This is a genomic window from Massilia sp. Masssp94 (assembly GCF_059491305.1).
The window spans coordinates 1341950-1356532 of the sequence record NZ_CP168501.1; the positions used below are offsets into that span (position 1 = coordinate 1341950).

Annotated in this window: 12 protein-coding genes; 5 read left to right on the forward strand and 7 right to left on the reverse strand. The window is 63.7% G+C overall.

Translation table 11 applies throughout. The annotated features are described in order from the left end of the window. Nucleotides 1-4: 4 nt before the first annotated feature. Nucleotides 5-1783, reverse strand: coding sequence for a methyl-accepting chemotaxis protein (locus tag ACEN9G_RS05750; RefSeq protein WP_413337861.1), 1779 nt, complete (start codon nucleotides 1781-1783; stop codon nucleotides 5-7). Between the two features lie 348 nt (nucleotides 1784-2131). Then, the gene (gene dusA / locus ACEN9G_RS05755; protein ID WP_495605532.1) at nucleotides 2132-3085 is read right to left on the reverse strand and encodes a tRNA dihydrouridine(20/20a) synthase DusA; all 954 of its coding nucleotides are present in this window, start codon (nucleotides 3083-3085) and stop codon (nucleotides 2132-2134) included. 224 nt (nucleotides 3086-3309) lie between these two features. Between dusA and ACEN9G_RS05760 the strand changes: the two genes are divergently transcribed. Both ACEN9G_RS05760 and ACEN9G_RS05765 read left to right on the forward strand, forming a co-directional pair. Then, nucleotides 3310-3972, forward strand: coding sequence for a hypothetical protein (locus tag ACEN9G_RS05760; protein ID WP_413337865.1), 663 nt, complete (start codon nucleotides 3310-3312; stop codon nucleotides 3970-3972). Between the two features lie 125 nt (nucleotides 3973-4097). Continuing rightward, a complete protein-coding gene (locus ACEN9G_RS05765; RefSeq protein ID WP_413337867.1) occupies nucleotides 4098-5462 on the forward strand; it encodes a Fic family protein in 1365 nt (454 codons plus the stop codon). A 269-nt stretch (nucleotides 5463-5731) separates the two neighbouring features. On the opposite strand, the gene ACEN9G_RS05770 is transcribed toward ACEN9G_RS05765, so the two are convergent. Next, complete coding sequence (locus tag ACEN9G_RS05770) at nucleotides 5732-6472, reverse strand: LysR family transcriptional regulator (RefSeq protein ID WP_413337869.1); 741 nt, start codon at nucleotides 6470-6472, stop codon at nucleotides 5732-5734. Here ACEN9G_RS05770 and ACEN9G_RS05775 point away from each other — a divergent pair, their 5' ends adjacent. Continuing rightward, a complete protein-coding gene (locus ACEN9G_RS05775; RefSeq protein ID WP_413337872.1) occupies nucleotides 6473-7282 on the forward strand; it encodes a zinc-dependent alcohol dehydrogenase family protein in 810 nt (269 codons plus the stop codon). It abuts the gene before it with no gap. A 158-nt stretch (nucleotides 7283-7440) separates the two neighbouring features. Here ACEN9G_RS05775 and ACEN9G_RS05780 read toward each other — a convergent pair whose 3' ends face one another. Beyond that, on the reverse strand, nucleotides 7441-8442 hold the full coding sequence (locus ACEN9G_RS05780; protein WP_413337876.1) for a sulfate ABC transporter substrate-binding protein: 1002 nt from the start codon (nucleotides 8440-8442) through the stop codon (nucleotides 7441-7443). 276 nt (nucleotides 8443-8718) lie between these two features. On the opposite strand from ACEN9G_RS05780, the gene ACEN9G_RS05785 reads away from it, so the two are divergent. Together ACEN9G_RS05785 and ACEN9G_RS05790 are read left to right on the forward strand one after the other, a co-directional pair. After that, nucleotides 8719-9618 carry a flagellin N-terminal helical domain-containing protein gene (locus ACEN9G_RS05785; protein WP_413337874.1) on the forward strand — a complete coding sequence of 300 codons (900 nt, stop codon included), beginning with the start codon at nucleotides 8719-8721 and terminating at the stop codon, nucleotides 9616-9618. A gap of 95 nt (nucleotides 9619-9713) precedes the next feature. Continuing rightward, nucleotides 9714-10583 (forward strand): hypothetical protein, encoded by an 870-nt coding sequence (locus ACEN9G_RS05790; RefSeq protein ID WP_483126486.1) that lies wholly within the window; start codon nucleotides 9714-9716, stop codon nucleotides 10581-10583. On the opposite strand, the gene ACEN9G_RS05795 is transcribed toward ACEN9G_RS05790, so the two are convergent. Genes ACEN9G_RS05795 through fliR form a run of 3 tightly spaced genes read right to left on the reverse strand, consistent with a single transcriptional unit; the run spans nucleotide 10584 to nucleotide 14555 of the window. After that, a complete protein-coding gene (locus ACEN9G_RS05795) occupies nucleotides 10584-12680 on the reverse strand; it encodes a flagellar biosynthesis protein FlhA (RefSeq protein WP_413341621.1) in 2097 nt (698 codons plus the stop codon). Beyond that, nucleotides 12677-13816 (reverse strand): flagellar type III secretion system protein FlhB, encoded by a 1140-nt coding sequence (flhB, locus tag ACEN9G_RS05800; protein ID WP_413341622.1) that lies wholly within the window; start codon nucleotides 13814-13816, stop codon nucleotides 12677-12679. Before flhB ends, ACEN9G_RS05795 begins: the two co-directional genes overlap by 4 nt. Next, a complete protein-coding gene (gene fliR / locus ACEN9G_RS05805) occupies nucleotides 13809-14555 on the reverse strand; it encodes a flagellar biosynthetic protein FliR (protein WP_495605551.1) in 747 nt (248 codons plus the stop codon). Before fliR ends, flhB begins: the two co-directional genes overlap by 8 nt. Nucleotides 14556-14583: the final 28 nt, after the last annotated feature.

A 14583-nucleotide genomic window follows, 5' to 3' on the forward strand; every position in this document is an offset into this window, starting at 1 on the left:
TGGCTCAGAATTCTTCCCAATCGTCGCTGGCGGCTGCTGCTGCGACTTTTTTCGCGGTCGATGCCGGCGCATCCGCCGCACGTTCCTGCTGGGCCGGCTGCTTGGCCTTCGCGGCGGCCGGCTTCTTCAGCTGCGGCTTGGCGGCCGGGCGGACGACGACGGCGCGGCTGGCGGTGGCGGCAGCCGGCGCCGGTGCGTCCACGATGGCCTGCTCCTCGCCTTCGGCCAGCTTGAAGATGCTGACGACGCGCTGCAGTTCCGCGGCCTGGTCCTGCAGGCTCTGGAAGGCGGCGGCGGCTTCTTCGACCAGCGCGGCGTTCTGCTGCGTCATGCCGTCCATCTCGATGATCGACAGGTTGACCTGTTCGATGCCGGCGCTCTGTTCGGCGCTGGCGCTGGCGATGTCGCTCATGATGTCGGTCACGCGCTTGACGCTGGCAACGACCTCGTCCATCGTCTCGCCGGCCTCGCCGACGAGCTTGCTGCCGCGGCCGATCTTCTCGACGGAGTCGCCGATCAGTTGCTTGATTTCTTTGGCGGCCGCTGCGGAACGCTGGGCCAGGTTACGCACTTCCGAAGCGACGACGGCGAAGCCGCGACCCTGTTCACCGGCACGGGCTGCCTCGACGGCGGCGTTCAGTGCCAGGATGTTCGTCTGGAAGGCGATGCCATCGATGACGCCGATGATGTCGGCGATCTTGCTTGCCGAGCTATTGATCTCGCCCATCGTGCCAACGACCTGCGACACCACGTCGCCGCCCTTGCGTGCCACGTCCGATGCGGTGGCGGCCAGGTGATTCGCTTCGCGGGCATTGTCCGCGTTCTGTTTCACGGTCGACGTCAGTTCTTCCATCGCCGACGCAGTCTTCTCCAGCGAGCTGGCTTGCAGTTCGGTACGCGACGACAGGTCGGTGTTGCCGGCTGCGATTTCACGCGATGCGGTGGTGATGGTGTGCGTGCCGCGACGGACCTGGCTGACGATGTCGACCAGGCTGTTGCGCATCTGTTTCATTTCGATCAGCAGGCTGCCGCGATCCGACGACTTGGTGTCGATGGCGATCGACAGGTCGCCTTCGGCGATGCTGCCGGCGATCTTGGCGGTGTAGCCCGGCTCGCCGCCCAGCTGCTTCAGCAGGCCGCGGGTGATGACGGTGGCAGCCAGGATGCCCAGTGTGACGGCCAGGGCCAGCAGCACGAGCATGAAATTACGGGCGCTGGCGAAGGCGGCTTCCGCGTCGACCTGGGACTGCGCGTTCAGCTTGTCTTCCAGCTTGCCCAGTTGGTCGAGCCCGTCCAGCCACTTCTTCTGGGCGGGACGGATTTCCTTGATCATCACGCGGGTGGCGTCCATCGCGTTATTGGCCAGATAGAGTTCCGATGCCTTGGCGATGGCCGGCATGGCGGCGCCTTCGGCTTCTTTCACTTGGTTCAGCAGGGATTTTTCTTCAGGCAACGCTTCTTCAGAGAACTTGGCGGCCAGTTTTTGCTGCAGAGCATCGTACTTGGCGGTCTGCTCCTTGAAACGGTTCAGTTCCGGCTCCATGTCGGCCGGGTCCGTCATCAGGGTCAGGGTACGCAACGAGGTGACGCGTTCGCTCACGTTGTTACGCATGTCGACGACCAGGCGGGTGACGACATTGTTGACATTCACGACGTGGTCGAGCCGGTTCTGGATCTGCGCCATGCGCAGGATGCCGACGACGGTAACGATAACCAGCAGCACGAGCACGAGGGCAAAACCCAGCCCCAGACGCATGCCGACCTTCATGTTTGCTAAGTTCATTCCTTATCTTCCCTGTTTCAAGTGATCAGACCCGCTCCGGAGTCTTTGTCTTTTGTTACGGAAAGTCCATCTTCCCGGTGGACTCGCGTATTTCCGTCAGGATAAATCAAAACGCCGATTTGCAGACAGAAAACATGCCCCGCTGTAATTATGTTTCACCACAACAACAGGATTAGATGTCGTGCAAGGAGAAGAGCCCAGATTATGGGTCTATTCTTGCCCTCGGGCAAGGATAACGTTGCAGATAATTAAATAAATGCAACATTTTTTGTAGCGGATTTTGAACATCCCGGCCATTTTCATGCGACCGGGGTAGTAAAATAACTAAAAGTCAACCTTACGCGGCGCTTACGCAGCGAGGCGCAGTCTGCCGGCAGCTTCGAGGAGGAGTTCGGGGTTGCCTGCGGCGAGGCGGCGGGAGTCGGACAGCAACTGGCGATAGCCGCGCGCGCCCGGCAGGCCGGCCATCAGGCCCAGCATGTGGCGCGTGATGCTGTTCAGGCGGAGGCCCAGCGGACCGTAGCGCTCCAGCTCGGCGCGGATATATGGAATCATGGCTTCCAGCACCTGTTCGCGCGTTTTCGGCGGGGTCGCGTCGCCATAGAAACGGGCGTCCCAGCCGGCCATCACGTAGGGATTGTGGTACGCCTCGCGACCGATCATGACGCCGTCCACGTGCTGCAGGTGAGTGGCGATCTCGTCGTCGGTCTTGATGCCGCCGTTGATGATAATCTCGAGCTCAGGAAATTCGCGCTTCAGCTGGTACGCCACTTCATAGCGCAGCGGCGGGATCTCGCGGTTTTCCTTCGGCGACAGCCCTTTCAGCACGGCATTGCGCGCGTGCACGATGAAGGTGCGGCAGCCGGCATCGGCGATGGTGCCGATGAAATCGCGCACGAAGCCGTATTCCTCGTTGTAATCGATGCCGATACGGTGCTTGACGGTGACGTCGATGCTGACGGCGTCGCGCATCGCCTTCACGCAATCGGCGACGAGTTGCGGTTCCTGCATCAGGCAGGCGCCGAACGCCCCCTTCTGCACGCGTTCGGACGGGCAGCCGCAATTCAGGTTGATCTCGTCATAGCCCCACTGCTCGCCCAGCTTCGCGCTCTTGGCGAGGTCGGCCGGATCGCTGCCGCCCAGTTGCAGCGCGATGGGATGCTCGATGTCGTCGTAGCGCAGGTGGCGCTCGACGTCGCCATAGACCAGGGCGCCCGTCGTCACCATCTCTGTATACAACCAGGTGTGTTTCGTGATCTGGCGGTGGAAGACGCGGCAGTGGCGGTCGGTCCAGTCCATCATGGGCGCCGTACTTAACGTTCGTTTGTGGTATTTCATGTTTTCTTTGGTTACTCATGTCAAGCGTCTGACGTAACTCATTAGTTTACCGTGAAATGCTCTCAGGCGGCCAAATGTAATCGCTCGTCGTGTCATTGCTACATCAACAATCCTGACCAGCAAGCTCATCAAAGTTATACGGCATCATCAAGCGGTCATCGTTTAACATTAATATTCTTTCATATTTAATGTCGCCAGAGATTGATCATATTTATTCTTTAAATATGGAAGTATTTGTGAAGCGAGAGCTTGAACCGTTCCTGCGCAAAGCGAAAAGTCGTCTTGAAAGAATTGGGCGGTCCACGGGCTTTGGAGCCAAGGCGGCAGACCTGCACGGTGAGGTTTGGCTCGCCATATGTACGCTGCGCGACCGCTTGAATCGGGAGCTTGAGCTCTCTCACCCGGAAGACGAAGAGCGCATTTTCTCCTTCGTTTACTCACGCTTGCGACGACAAAAAGATTGGAAGCTCCACTTTGCCGATAGTCTTGATTTTGACGACGGAGAAAGCCGGCGTTTGTCGGAAAGACTTCCAGATACGCGGTTTGAAGAAGCATACGAGCGGGCCGAAAATTACGATGCGCTGACGAACACATATTCGCAGGCATACGCATATATAGTCGCCCTATCAAATTTTCGGAACGATCAAGCGCTGTTAGCGAATCACTTGGCTATCGCATTACCAACGCTCCGGATACGAATGCGTAGCCTGAATAAATTAGCGGGAAGACAGCCCTCCATCTTCGATGGAAAGCAGCGCTTGGATGAGAACTTCGTACCCCTGCCCGGTCGTCCAGTTCAACTATGTCTCAGAAAAACGGTAGCGAATGTCGAGCCAGCGCAATTGTTTTGACCTTCGACGAACACTGATTACTCGTGCTTTGGCCCAAACCGCGCCAGAACTGCGCCACATTAGATGGCGCCATTCTGAAAACTGCGCCAAAATTGCGCCATCTTTGCTCAACACACCAACTCGTCATGTCTACCGCCGCTGACCTGCTGAACAGTGTCCAGACGTCCGAAACCGGCCTGACGCTTGCCGAACTTCTCGTTCGACATCCTTCCGTCGCCCGGCGTACGGCGCAACGTTTGATCTCACAGATGATCGCACGGCATCAGATCACTGCGGTAGGAGAAGGCCGAGCCCGCCGCTATTTCGGCGCCAGGACGCGCGCCGACACAACCTTACCAGATGCTGGCGCGGACACATTTCCTGACTTTATCCCTCTCTCCGCGGACAGCAAGGATATCCTTGTTTACATTGATCAGCCCGTGGAAGCCCGCAAGCCCGTGGGCTACCAGGGCGACTTCCTGGAAGCATATCGCCCTAACGAGACGTGGTACCTGTCCGAATCACTGCGCCGCCAACTGTACAAGATGGGGCGAACCGCCGATGTCGACGCGCCAGCCGGGACGTACAGCCGCGCCATCCTGAACCGCTTGCTGATCGACCTGTCGTGGGCCTCGAGCCACCTGGAAGGCAATACCTATTCGCGTCTCGATACACGAGAGCTCATCGAACACGGCAAGGCAGCCCGGGGCAAGGCCGCGATCGAAACGCAGATGATCCTGAACCATAAGACGGCGATCGAACTGCTCGTGGAAAACATCGACAACGCCGAATTCAATCGGTACACCTTAGCGAACCTGCACAGCGCTCTGGCCGAAAACCTGCTGCCCAACCCTGCGGACGAAGGGAGAATCCGGCGGCATGCGGTCGACATCGGCAAAAGCGTTTATCGCCCCTTGTCCACGCTACAGCAAATCGAGGGCGCTCTGGACACACTACTGGACAAGGCCAACCAGATCGACGATCCCTTCGAGCAGTCGTTCTTCATGATGGTGCATTTGCCCTACCTGCAGCCATTTGCTGACATCAATAAACGTACCTCCCGGCTGGCCGCGAATCTGCCGCTGTTTCGCGCCAATCTGTGCCCACTCACATTTCTGGACGTACCGGAGCAAGCCTACAGCCGCGCTACCCTCGGGGTGTACGAGCTGACGCGTGTCGAGTTGCTGCGCGACCTGTACGTCTGGGCGTATGAGCGCTCGACACATGAATACCTGGCCCTGAAGCAGAATCTGGCCGAACCCGACCCCCTGCGCCTGGCCTGGCGTGACCTGATCAAAGGCACCATTCGCGAGATCGTCCTTCACGTTGAAAACGAGCCGCTTGCCCAAATCCGGCGAACGGTGGCGCGCCATGTACCAGAGCACGAACAGCCCAGTGTGCAGGCGCTCATCGTCGAGGAACTAAGGCGCCTGCACGAGGGCGTACTGGCGCGCTACGGTCTGCGACCGTCCGAATATGCAGCCTGGAAGGCGGTACACAGCAGGCATTGAGAATCTCCGCGTTGACGGCACCTCGACAAGGAAATCAGGCTGTCCCGCACTTCGCGTGCCGTCCGCCGCTACTTTGCAGGCCGCAGTGCGGTTTGAACGATGCTTTCAAATCCAAAGACATCCTGATGGCGTCGATGAGCAGACCTGACACTACTGACGCTGGCTTGAACTAGACCCGGCGCTAGCGTCACGCTGCAAACCCCGCCGCTTTCCTTGCCTCCAGCCACGCTTCCATGTCGCCCACGGACAACGGCTTCGCAAAATAATTTTTATGGCAGGCGGTCCGACAGGAAGTCCAGAACCACACGCACGCGCGGCGGCTGGTAGCGGTGCGGCAGCCAGATCGCGAACGCCTGGTGCCCGAACACCGGCCGCGGCTCCCACTCGGGCAAGAGCCGCACCGCGCGGTCGGCATCCAGGTCGTCCGCCACGACATAGTGCGGCAACAGCGCGACGCCGACCCCGGCCAGCATGAGCGCGCGCAGGCTGTCGCTGTTATTCACGGACACGTTGCCGCGCACGGCCACGGCGAGGTCGTCGTCGGCACGGCGAAAATGCCGGGCGCGCGCGTGCTCGCCTTCGCCGTAGCGCAGGCACACCACGCCGGCCAGGTCACGGGGGTGCGCGAGCACGGGCGCGGCATGCGCCGCCGCGCACAGCAGATAGCGCGTGGTCAGCAGGCGGCGCGCCACCACGTCGCCGGGCAGCGACCGCGTCAGGCGGATCGCCAGGTCGTAACCCTCCTGGGCCAGGTCGACGGGACGGTCCAGCAGCACGAGTTGCACGTCGAGACGGGGGTGGGTGGCCAACAGCTCGGGCAGCAGCGGCACGATGCAGCGCTGGCCGAACGTGATCGGCGCGCTCATGCGCACGGTGCCGCCGGCGTCGCCGTGCAGGCTGTCGATCTCGCGGCCGGCACCCTCGCACAGCGCCACGGCTTCCCGGGCGCGCTCGACCATCACCTGCCCCGCTTCGGTGAGACTGATGCTGCGGGTGGTCCGCCGCAGCAATTGCGCGCCGCACAGCGTTTCCAGCCGCGCCACCTGCAGGAAGGCGACCGGGTCAATCCGCTGTTCTTCCCCGACTGGATCGACGGCCCGTTCCACCCGCGCTATTTCGCACGTCAGCTGGGCGGCAACCACCCGGGCGTGCTGCGCCAGGCGATGACGGCGCCGGCCAATGCCATCGTACGTGCGCCGCGCCACCTCGGGGACGAGGCCGCCACGCTGTCCGTCGCCGCGCTCACCGCCTGGGCGGCGCTCACGGATGCCGCGCTGCAGCCGGGCCAGACGATCGTGGCCATCGGCAGCGGCGGCGTCGCGCTGTTCGCCCTGCAGTTTGCGCGAATGTTCGGCGTGCGGGCGATCGCCGTCACGTCGTCGGCGCACAAGGTCCCGCAGTTGCTCGCGGCCGGGGCGACCACTGCGGTCGACAGCCGCGCGCATCCCGACTGGGGCATGGAAGTCATGCGGCTGACGGAGGGCGTCGGTGCGCACCTCGTGCTGGAAACCGGAGGCAGTGCGACGTTTTCCGAATCGGTCCGCGCGCTGGCGCCGGGCGCGACGATGGCGATGATCGGGTATGTGTCCGGGCCGCTGCTGGAGATGGACCTGCGCCAGGTGTTCATCGCCAAACGGGCGCGCCTGCACGGCCACACGGTGGGCAATGCGCGCCAGTTCGATGCCATGAACCGCGCCCTGGAGGCGCATGGGATCGTGCCGCTGGTCGACAGCGTGCATCCGTTCGTGGATGCCGCCGCGGCCTATCGCCGGCTCGCGTCCGGCGCCAACGTCGGCAAGGTCCTGGTCAAGCTGGATTGACCAGTACGCTTACTGGTCGCCGCGGTTGATGGGAAAGCAGAAGGCGGCGATCACGAGCACGATGACCAGGAACCAGGTCACCCGATCCAGCCAGTCCATGATGGGTCCGAAACAAAAGAAGGCCGGCGCACGCGCCGGTGGAACGGGATCAGACTATCTTACTTGCCCGGCTGGTACAACTGGTCGAACGTGCCGCCATCCGCGAAGTGGGTCTTCTGCGCCTTGGTCCAGCCGCCGAACACGTCGTTGATGGTGAACAGGTTCACTTTCGGGAACTGCGCCGCGTATTTCGCGCCGATCGCGGCGTTGATCGGGCGGTAGTAATTCTTCGCGATGATGTCCTGGCCTTCATCCGTGTACAGGAATTGCAGGTAGGCGTCCGCGACCTTGCGGGTGCCGCGCTTGTCGACGACCTTGTCGACGACGGCGACCGGCGGCTCGGCCAGGATGCTCGCCTTGGGCGCGACGATCTCGAATTTGTCCGGGCCCAGTTCCTTGATGGCCAGGATCGCTTCGTTTTCCCAGGCGATCAGCACGTCGCCGATGCCGCGTTCGACGAAGGTCGTCGTCGCGCCACGGGCGCCGGAATCCAGCACCGGCACGTTCTTGAACAGCTTGGCCACGTAGTCGCGCGCCTTCGCTTCATTGCCGCCCGGCTGTTTCAGGGCGTTGCCCCACGCTGCCAGGTAATTCCAGCGCGCGCCGCCGGACGTCTTCGGGTTCGGGGTGATGACTTGCACGCCCGGCTTGATCAGGTCGTTCCAGTCGTGGATGCCTTTCGGGTTGCCCTTGCGGACCAGGAACACGATGGTCGAGTTGTACGGCGAGCTGTTGTGCTGCAGGCGCTTCTGCCAATCCCTGGCGATCAGGCCGCGCTCGGCGATCTCGTCGATGTCCCAGGCGAGGGCCAGGGTAACGACGTCCGCCTGCAGGCCGTCGATCACGGAGCGGGCCTGCTTGCCCGAGCCGCCGTGCGACGCCTTGAAGGTGACGTTGTCGCCGGTCTGGGCCTTGTACCTGGCGGCGAAGGCTTTGCCGACGTCCTGGTACAGCTCGCGCGTCGGGTCGTACGACACGTTCAGGAGAGTGATGTCGGCGGCGTGCACGGTCGGGGCAACCAGCGCGATGCCGACCAGGGCCTGGATCAGTTTTCTTGACAACATATGGAAGCTCTTTTTCGAAGGGTTCTGGAAGGCACAGGTTAAGCACACCCCCTCGAAAGACGAACGAATACTTTCGGTCTTGTATATCCGGTTTACTCATGACAGACCTGCCATACGTACAACAGTCAAAATGACAACATGAAACGCGCAAAAAATAATTTAAAAAAATTTCCGCTCGGCATTTAATGACCGCCGCTAAATGGTCGTCCTGTACTTGTGAGAGCGCGAGATGCGCAACCTCCCAACAGTATCCAAGCCATTAGGAGCCATATCATGCTGAGCCTTCACACCAACGTCGCATCGCTTTCCGCACAAAATTCGCTGACCCGCACCCAGACCTCGCTGTCGACCTCGATGACCCGCCTGTCGACCGGTTACCGCATCAACTCGGCGATGGACGACGCTGCCGGCCTGCAGATCGCCACCCGCCTGAAATCCCAGAGCAGCGGTATGGCCGTCGCCATGCGCAACACCCAGAACTCGATCTCGATGCTGCAGACCGCCGACGGCGCGCTGAACGAAGTCACCAACATCCTGACCCGCATGAAGGACCTGGCAACCCAGGCCTCCGACGGTTCCTCGTCCGACGACGACAAGAAAGCGATGGACAAGGAATACAACTCGCTGACCGACGAACTTTCGAACATTTTCTCGAACACCAAATTCGGCGGCACCGAGCTGCTGTCGACCAGCGCGAACGGCAAGCTGAACGCCGCCGCCGGCATCACCTTCCAGATCGGTGCCGACAGCTCGGAAAAGATGACTGCGAACTTCGACACCGAACTCTCCGCAGCCGGCGGCGTGACCGACTCGATCACCACGGCGACCACCGGTTTCGTCTCGAACGCCGCCGGTGCGCCGATCGCCGCGTCGACCGGTTCGATCCTGTTCACCGACGCCAACACTGCGATCGGCAGCCTGAACACGGCCATCGACGCCGTCTCGACCCTGCGTTCGAAGCTGGGCGCGGTGTCGAACCGCCTCGACCACGTCTACAACAACCTGTCGAACATCTCGAGCAACACGCAAGCCGCTACCGGCCGCATCATGGACGTCGACTTCGCGACCGAGTCGTCGAGCATGACCTCGAACCAGATGCTGATGCAAGCTGGTACCGCCATGCTGAAGCAGACCAACAGCATGTCGTCGATGGTCATGTCCCTGCTGCAGTAATCGCAGGGCCAGTGATGGCCACCCCGGGCTAGTCCAGCCGGAATCCGCAAGAGGCCAGCCACAAGCTGGCCTTTTCACTTTACACTGCCGAGATCATGGCCAGCCTATCCATCCCCGCCCTTCCGCCACCCGTCATCCCGGCGAGCGCGCCCGGCACCCTGCCGGCCACGCCGGTCGGCGCGGTCGCGGCCGCCGTCCCGGTCGCCTTGCTGCAGGCCGAGCTCGAGGCAATCCCGCTGCCGCTGCCCGCCGCGCAGACGGCGCCCGCGCTGCCCGCCGGCGATGCCCTGCCCGATGCCGCGGCGATGCGTCCCGACCAGGTCGTGATGGCGCGCCAGCTGACCTGGCCGCGTCCGGACGGCGGTGCGCTCGCCACGTCGTGGCGCGGGATGGTGCGCAACTACGGCACCCAGCTCGTCACGCGCGCGGTGCAGGCGTCCCGGCAACAGTCGGGCCAGTCGCTGCCGGGCGCGCTGCTGCAGAGCGGGCTGGATGCGCGCGTGCTGCGCCAGGCCGATCTCGCGGCCCTGCCGCCCGACGCCTGGCGGTTCACCGTGCATGCGGGCGGACCGCAGGCACAGCACCTGCGCGTGATCGGGGAAGAGGAACAATCGCAAAAGCCACAGCGCCGCCGGCGCCGTGCCGCGCTGCGCCTGGAGCTGGTGCTGGCCGACGGCACCGTCGTCACGGTGCAGGCGGAGCCGCTGGCCGATGGGGTCATGCTCGAGGTGTGCACGCTTGATCCGGGCACCCTGCTGCACCTGCGCGCCCTGCAGCCGCAGCTGGAAGACGCCGTGCGCCGCGCGGGCCTGCGCGTGCTCGGCTGGACCTGGAACGACGCCCTGCCGGAAGGCCGGGTGCACGCGCGCCTGCCGTCGACCGAGGCGGCGGCCGCCCTCAGCCTGCCCGTGTTCCGCGCGATGGCGGAACTGGCGCTGCTGCTGCCGACGGAGGCCGGCGCCTGATCAGCCGACCGTGCCGATGATCGAGACTTCCCGGTTCTCGGGAATCTCGTTATACGACAGCACGTGCAGCCCCGGCGCGAACAGGCGCGCGTAGCGGGCCAGCAGCGGGCGGATCTGCGGCAGCACCAGGAGCAGCGGCGGCGTATGATGCTGCTTCATCTGCTCGCGTGCCACCGGCATGTTCAGCTGCAGTTGCTGCAGCAGCTGCGGATCGATCGGATAGTTGTCCAGCACGACCTTGCCGCCGTTGTTCTGGCGCGCCTGGTTCAGGGAACCGAGCAGCATGTTTTCCAGCTCGCCCGACAGGTTAAACGCGGGCATGTCCTTCTTCTTGCCGTACAGGCCGGACACGATCTGGCGGCGCAGCGCGCAGCGCACCTCGGCCGCGAGCAGGATCGGATCCTTCGTCGTTTCCGAGCTGTCCAGCAAGGTCGTCGCGATCACGACGATGTCCTTCAGCGACACGTTCTCGGCCAGCAGCACGCGGAACACGCGCAAGAGCTGCGTGTGCGTGAGCGCCTTGTCCAGCGCACCGGCCAGCTTCGGCGAGAGCGCGGTGAGGCGTTCCATCAACGCCGGCACGTCCTCGTGGCGGAACAGCTCCGCCATGTAGTCGCGCGCGACCTTGGACGTGTGCGTGGCGATCGCGCTCGGCACCTCGACGACCTGGTAGCCCTGCCCCAGCGCGTGCGCCTTCTGCTCCGGATCGATCCACGTGACGGCCATGCCGAACGCCGGTTCGATGCCGGGGATGCCGTCGATGTCGCCGTACACGTTCGGCGACGGGATCGCCATCAGGCATTCCGCCACGACCTCGCCCTCGGCCACGACGGTGCCGTTGATCGCGATCGCGTACTGGTTCGGGCGCAGGGTCAGGTCGTCGCGCACGCCGATCGCCGGCAGCAGGAGACCCATCTGCTCGGACAGGCTCTGGCGCACGCCCTTGATCCGCTTCGTCAGCACCTCACCCTGCGCCTTGTCGACCAGGTGCACGAGCTTGTAGCCGACCGTGATCGAGATCGGCTGCACGACGGGCAGCTGCTGCCAGTCGAGTTCCGGCACGCGGTCGTCGCGCAGCGCGGCCTCGATGGCGGCCACGCCCGATTCGTCCGGCGGCTTCACTTCTTCGCGCGCCAGCTTCCAGGCGACGTAGCCGATGGCCGCGGCGAACGCCATGAAGAACAGCGACGGCATGCCCGGCACCATGGCCAGGATCAGCATCACGCCGGCGGCCGAGTACAGGACGCTCGGATTGGCCAGCAGCTGGCCGCCGATCTGCTGTTCGAATTCGCCCGAATCGCTGATGCGGGTGACGAGGATCGCCGCCGCGGCCGACAGCAGCAGCGCCGGCACCTGGGCCACGAGGCCGTCGCCGATGGTCAGCAGCGCATACTGGCGGAAGGCGTCGCCGAACGACAGGTCGTGCATCACCGCGCCGATCGCGACGCCGCCGATCATGTTGATGAGCAGGATGAGGATCGACGCGATCGCATCGCCGCGCACGAACTTGGAGGCACCGTCCATCGCGCCGTAGAAGTCCGCTTCCGCCGCCACTTCCTTGCGCCGCAGCTGCGCCTGTTCCTGGTTGATGAGGCCCGCGTTCAGGTCGGCGTCGATCGCCATCTGCTTGCCGGGCAGCGCGTCCAGCGTGAAGCGCGCGGACACTTCGGAGATACGTTCCGAACCCTTCGTCACGACGACGAAGTTGATGATCATGAGGATCACGAAGACGACGATACCGACGACGAAGTTACCGCCGATGACGACGTTGCCGAAGGCTTCGATCACGTGGCCCGCCGCGCCCGTGCCCTCGTGGCCGTGCAGCAGCACGACCCGCGTGGACGCCACGTTCAGCGCCAGGCGCAGCAGCGTGGTGCCGAGGATGACGGTCGGGAAGACCGAGAAGTCCAGCGGCCGCCTGGTCGAGACGGACGTCAGGATCACGATCAGCGCCAGCACGATGTTGAACGTGAACAGCACGTCCAGCACCGCGGGCGGCAACGGCAGCATGATCATCGCCAGGAGCGTCAGCAGGAACGCCGGCGTGGCGATCTTCTGGCGGCGCAGCTCGAGCATCAAGCTGTTCAGGAAATTCATGTCGGGGATACCTCACTCAAAGCGGCCGGCACGGCCACGTCATTCGGGAACCGCGGGGCGGCCTGGCGCCGACCCGCACGGAACGCATTCAATTGCAGCACGTAGTTCAGCACCTGCGACACCGCCTGGTACAGCGCGGCGGGAATCTGCTGCTGCACCTGGCTGGTGTTGTAGATGGCACGTGCCAGCGGCGGCAAGGCGATCGTCTCGATCTGGTGCTTGGCCGCGACGGAGCGGATGTACAGGGCCATCTCGTCGATGCCCTTCGCCACCACGAACGGCGCTTCCGCACGCTTGGTGTCGTACTTCAGCGCGACCGCGTAGTGCTCGGGATTCACGATCACCACGTCGGCGGTCGGCACCGTCTTGTTCACGTTGCGGCGTGCCATCTGCTGCTGCAGCTGGCGGATGCGCGCACGGATCTCGGGCTTGCCCTCGGTGCTCTTGTATTCTTCCTTCACTTCCTGCTTGCTCATGCGCTGGCTGCGGGCGAACAGGAACGTCTGCAGCGGCACGTCGATCAGCGCGAACAGCACGAACACGGCGACGAGCGCCATCAGGCCGTCGAACATCATGCTTGCGCCGTGCAGCAGCGCGTCCGACAGCGGCATGCGCTGCAGGTTGACCCACGCCGACAGCGCCGAGCGCACGACGTGCACCAGCACCACGGCGAGCAGCGCCGCCTTGGCCACCGACGTCGCGAACGTCGTCCAGTGCTTGCCGGACGCCAGGTTGCCCAGGTTTTTCACGGGCGAGAAGCGGTCGAACTTCGGCACCAGGTTGCTGGTCGAGACGGCCCAGCCGCCCGGCACGAGGCTCGCGGCGACGATCGCGAGCGGCACGGCGGCGAGCGGCAGCACCATCTTCACGAGCAGCACGGCGGCGCCGCTCCATACGACGGTCATCGCGTTTTCCATCGAGCCGGCCGCACCCAGCGGCGCATACACGAGCCGGAACAGCGACCGGAACGACTCCAGGTAGTCCGGGAGCAGGAACGCGAACAGCTTCAGGCTCACCAGGATCCCGACCGCCGTGGCCAGGTCCTTCGAGCGGACGACGTGGCCCTGCTCGCGCGCCTTCTTGAGCTTCTGGGCTGACGCCTTTTCCGACTTGTCGCCGCCGGTATTGTCAGCCATGCGCCGCCCCCATCTGCTGCTGGAGCATCTCCAGCACCTGGTTCGTCATCTGCACATAGTGTTCCGGGATGAAGCGCACGACCTGCACCAGCATCATCAGGCCGAACAGCGTCACCAGCGAAAAACCCAGCGAGAACAGGTTCAGCGACGGCGCGACCCGGTTCAGGAAGCCGAAGCCGATCTGCACGACCATCGTCGAAAACACGATCGGGAGCGCGAGCAGGATCGCGGCCGAGAACACCCAGCCCACGTTCAGCGCCACCGTCTCCAGCAGGAGACTCTTGTAGCCGCCGCCGACCGGCCACGCCTTGAAGCTCTGGCCCAGCACGCCCGCGAGCACGAGATGGCCGTCGACGGCGAAGAACACGAGGATTGCGACGAGGCCCAGCAGGCCCGAGATCACGTCCGACTGCTGGCCGTTCATGGGGTCGTTCATCTGCGCCATCGAAAAGCCCACCTGGCTCGAGACGAGGAAGCCGAGCATGTTCACGACGGCCATCGTCAGCTGCATGGCGAGGCCGATCACGCCGCCGATCACGGCCTGCTCGATCATCACGACGACGCCGGCCAGCGAGAACGGATCCGGCATGACGGCGCCTTTCGTCAGCGGCAGCATCAGGAACGCGAGCACCACGGACAGCAGCGCGCGCACCGGTACCGGCACCAGCGCGTCGCCGATGACGGGAGCCGTCGACAGCAGCGCCATGACGCGGCAGAACGGCCACCACAGCGCGCTGATGAACGGCAGCAGCAGGTGAGACACTTCC

Bases quoted from the DNA above. Each gene is read 5' to 3' on its own strand.
- ACEN9G_RS05750 (WP_413337861.1), bottom strand. From the start codon at position 1,783: ATGAACTTAGCAAACATGAAGGTCGGCATGCGTCTGGGGCTGGGTTTT.
- dusA (WP_495605532.1), bottom strand. From the start codon at position 3,085: ATGATGGACTGGACCGACCGCCACTGCCGCGTCTTCCACCGCCAGATC.
- ACEN9G_RS05760 (WP_413337865.1), top strand. From the start codon at position 3,310: ATGTCGCCAGAGATTGATCATATTTATTCTTTAAATATGGAAGTATTT.
- ACEN9G_RS05765 (WP_413337867.1), top strand. From the start codon at position 4,098: ATGTCTACCGCCGCTGACCTGCTGAACAGTGTCCAGACGTCCGAAACC.
- ACEN9G_RS05785 (WP_413337874.1), top strand. From the start codon at position 8,719: ATGCTGAGCCTTCACACCAACGTCGCATCGCTTTCCGCACAAAATTCG.
- ACEN9G_RS05790 (WP_483126486.1), top strand. From the start codon at position 9,714: ATGGCCAGCCTATCCATCCCCGCCCTTCCGCCACCCGTCATCCCGGCG.
- ACEN9G_RS05795 (WP_413341621.1), bottom strand. From the start codon at position 12,680: ATGAATTTCCTGAACAGCTTGATGCTCGAGCTGCGCCGCCAGAAGATC.
- flhB (WP_413341622.1), bottom strand. From the start codon at position 13,816: ATGGCTGACAATACCGGCGGCGACAAGTCGGAAAAGGCGTCAGCCCAG.